Origin of the sequence: Paraburkholderia sp. RL18-085-BIA-A, assembly GCF_046027075.1 — a bacterium.
Classification (GTDB): Bacteria; Pseudomonadota; Gammaproteobacteria; order Burkholderiales; family Burkholderiaceae; genus Paraburkholderia.
In genome coordinates, this window is sequence record NZ_JARESU010000315.1 from 1 (window position 1) to 3482 (window position 3482).

At 57.6% G+C, this 3482-nt stretch carries 4 protein-coding genes; 2 read left to right on the forward strand and 2 right to left on the reverse strand.

The features are described from left to right. Together P0D89_RS51675 and P0D89_RS51680 are read right to left on the reverse strand one after the other, a co-directional pair. A partial coding sequence (locus P0D89_RS51675) for a hypothetical protein (protein ID WP_408379424.1) occupies positions 1 to 537 on the reverse strand: 537 nt, incomplete at its 3' end. Positions 538 to 976: 439 nt separating this feature from the next. Further along, positions 977 to 1417, reverse strand: a complete 441-nt coding sequence (locus P0D89_RS51680) for an anthrone oxygenase family protein (protein ID WP_408360095.1) — start codon at positions 1415 to 1417, stop codon at positions 977 to 979. 517 nt (positions 1418 to 1934) lie between these two features. On the opposite strand from P0D89_RS51680, the gene P0D89_RS51685 reads away from it, so the two are divergent. Next, positions 1935 to 2537, forward strand: coding sequence for a hypothetical protein (locus P0D89_RS51685; protein ID WP_408360097.1), 603 nt, complete (start codon positions 1935 to 1937; stop codon positions 2535 to 2537). A 452-nt stretch (positions 2538 to 2989) separates the two neighbouring features. After that, complete coding sequence (locus P0D89_RS51690) at positions 2990 to 3352, forward strand: hypothetical protein (protein ID WP_408360099.1); 363 nt, start codon at positions 2990 to 2992, stop codon at positions 3350 to 3352. Positions 3353 to 3482: the final 130 nt, after the last annotated feature.

Below are 3482 nucleotides of genomic sequence, written 5' to 3' on the forward strand. Positions count from 1 at the left end.
CGAGTCTCTAGGGGGTATTGGTGGATCGACTACTTGTGACCAGGATATCGCTTGAACATCAAGCGCTCGAGATAACATCTTTAACGCGAATCCGTATAAACTCTGGCGGCTTTCCCGGATCGAAAATTTCTTCTCGTCCGCTGAAACGCGCGTAGTGATGTCCACCTTCTCGTAAGAGTTGATCCAGATTTCGTCGAAAGGTATAACGGACAGATCCGACGCACTTACATTTTGGCATTCGAATGAATACCTCCCATAGAAGTCGCCTGCCTCGCTGATGCGCCAGTCATGATCAACTTTCCTGTAGCAAACCGGATATTTCAAGTTCCCCCCTGCCATTGCGCGAACCATTAACGTATCCCTCGCTAGAAAGAACAACCAGGTTAGCGCGTAGACCGAAATAAGTCCGCAAACCGCGTAGATCGAGGCGGTGCGGAGTTGGCCTAACCATCCCGTCGTTGCAGTGATGGCGGTCGCAGAAGCGAACAGGAGGGCGGTGACATTTGAAGTGACGACGGTTTTTAGTTTTTGTAGCATCGTCTACGCTCCTCACGTCCAGCGCACGGCGTATCCCTTATTGAACTCTACGGCCAGCGTGCTGATTTCGATGAGGTAGCTGGCCCTGGGGAGCGAAAACAATAGTAGTCGGAATATGCGCGTCATTCAACAAGCGCGGCCCTCATTGATCTTCTGCAGAAGTCCCAATCGTCTGACGGAATGAGGCGGATCCCGCTGGTCGGATCCGTTGCGACAAGGCTAGTCGCGCCGTCGACGCCCTGGTCACTCGCGAGCCACTGCGCGCACATCTGGCGATGACCGAAAAGGCCGATGAACCTACCTTCAACCCAGCGAATTCAGTGGCCGCTCCCTAGCGGCACCCGACACCTGAATGTCCAAACCTGGGTTCGGGCGAATGGCTCTTCATGGCCGGTGGTTTGCGGCGTCCGTTGCGCGCCGGGCATCTGCATGGTCGGCATCAAACGTGCAGGATGGTTGCCAGAAAAAGCAGCGATGCAGCAAGGCTCAACACGCTGCGAACTGCGTGAAGTCGGCCCCACTTCTCAAGTAATGTCCGCGTTTCAGCCGACGCGAGATCACGCCCTTGCATCAGTAGCTGCGCGTTGGTGGGCCTGATCACGATCAATGTGAACGGCACGACACTGCCTATCAGCAGAGCGCCGACCAGCCAGATTACGCCTGCATCGAGCGACCACGCCACAATACCAGCAGTGCAGCTCGCAACGGCCAGTGGTGCCTGCATCATCGTCGCGCGGGCGTAGCTTGGCGCCCAAACCGTCGCAGCCGTCCTGGTGTCGCATTGCATCCGAGCTGGATGCTCGACAAGGCTGACGTAGATTGCGGCGCCAGCAAAAACCGCACAAGTCAAAGTAGCGACGAATTCCGCAACCTCGAGCATCCATACCTCCCGTCAGGGCACGCCCAGCCGACATGCCGATTGTGCCTCCGCGGACATTATGCATTTTCCCCAAACTGGCCACGTTTTGATGTGCACGCATTGCAGAGGTCGCATGCCGGCCAGTTGCGGTCATACGTCCGCGTGTCTTTGAAGACATTTGAGCGTCGCTTACTGCTCGAACACCGATCGCTCGCGTGTCTCTTGTGCATCGGATGGCGTTCGCAATTAGACCAATCAGAACAGCCGGCCTGCACGAATGCCCGCTTCTACAGCACGGACGGACGACCCGGTAATTCTCTGGATATCGCTCGCCCGTTCCTGCTCGTCATGTCCGCCATTGCTGTCATTCGTCTGATGAAAGCCGCGATCAGTCGTTTATCATGACTGGCTCACGTTGATTGAAGGTCCGTCAGTAAGTATGATGAATACTCGAAAGATTTTGATGATTATTGGAGGGCTCCTGCTCGTAGCAGCAGGGACCACATACCTGATGCTCCTTCAGGCGGACCGCCGCGCAATGGCAGAAGTCACGGCGGCCGCCATCGATGAATCCGCACGCCCTCCCGTCGTCGATTCGCGCGTGGGCGATCACGTGACGGAAGGCAGCATCAGCCAGTCGGAGCCATCCGGCGCAATCACGAAAAGCACTGCCATCTCGCAGCAGCCGGTGGTTCCCGCTCCACCTCCCGCTCTGGCAGTGGCACCTGCGCCTATGACGGCCGCGCCCGCGTCCAGTCCGGCCGCCGCACAAGTCACCGGACAACCGAAACCGGAGGCACAACCGAAGCAGGCTCCGTCGACGGCAGTCGCGTCGGTGAACGTGCAGGACGCGGGTGCGCCGAAGGTAGTTCGGGCGCAGCGCGCCCAGAGTGGACGAAACGGTCTGGACCGTCGCGCGATAACGACTCAAGGCTCGACGCCGGAAACGGACGAACTGGTCAGGGAATCGGCGAAGCTCGACCCATCGTTGCCTCCGCCGGATATGTCGGCCGCTCGCGCCGCCATGGACCAACGTAGCTCGAAGCCAGGCCCGGGCTCGAACCCGGTCGCGGCCGCGATGACGGATCAGCTCGTCAGGGATTCGGCCAAGCTCGATCCTTCGTTGCCGCCGCCGAAGTAACCGAATTCTCCGGGAGCACGTGTGGCTGCACGAACGCTCCCGGCACTTGAGCACGGCGTTGCAGTGCTTGGCGCAAACACTTTTCATTTAGAGGTATCGCGCGTCCTTATTGCTATAGACAGCAACAGCACACGGGGCATCCGCGAATCGAATTGCTTATAAAAAAACCATCACGTCACATGACTTCATGGTTGGTTAACTCGAAGCGGACGCGTTCGAACAGAAGCGATTCCTCGATATGCATCGTTCCACCCTGTCGAAGGTTGACGTAGATCACTTATGGTACTCAATGTGCCTTGCCTGAGAGCCTCTCGAACCAGTTCGCGCTGTTGGGGGAGCCGCAAGGCTCGCCGGTCTGTTGGTCTTGGTCCCGGTCTGTCAACCCCGCTATTGTGCCCGCTCCCCCCTTCTCCGGTCGTGGGTCTTTTCCTCACAGACAGGAACAGGACGCCGTGAACAAGAAAGAAATCTCCACCACCTTCGCTGAACTTGCCGAAGGCAGTCTCCAGCTTGCGCAGGAAAATGCCTCATTTCATGTCCTGCTTGAAAAGAGCGCTGAATTTGCGCGTCGCCAGGCTGAGGCTTTTGCTGGCATTACTGAAATGGCACGCGCATTGACGCGGAATGAAGGACTGGCGAAGGATCGCGCCCTGCTCGCGGCCACGCTCCAGATATTCTGCGAAAAATGCGCAGCTGAAGTGAACACGCACATGGGTTCGCTGGCTGCAATCAGTGCGCTGCAACGGTCTGCCATAGCCGGTGAGGACAGCATGTGCAGTCCGTGGCCATTCATGGCATCGATCAGCGTTCACTAGGAACTGTTTGTCCGGACGGTTTTTTTCTGTTTCAAACAATAGGAGTCCTATGGACGATCCATCAGTACTTTATCCCTGCGTGGCGGCGGGTTGTGTCGCGCTGTTCTGTGCGGTCCTGATTGCTGCGACT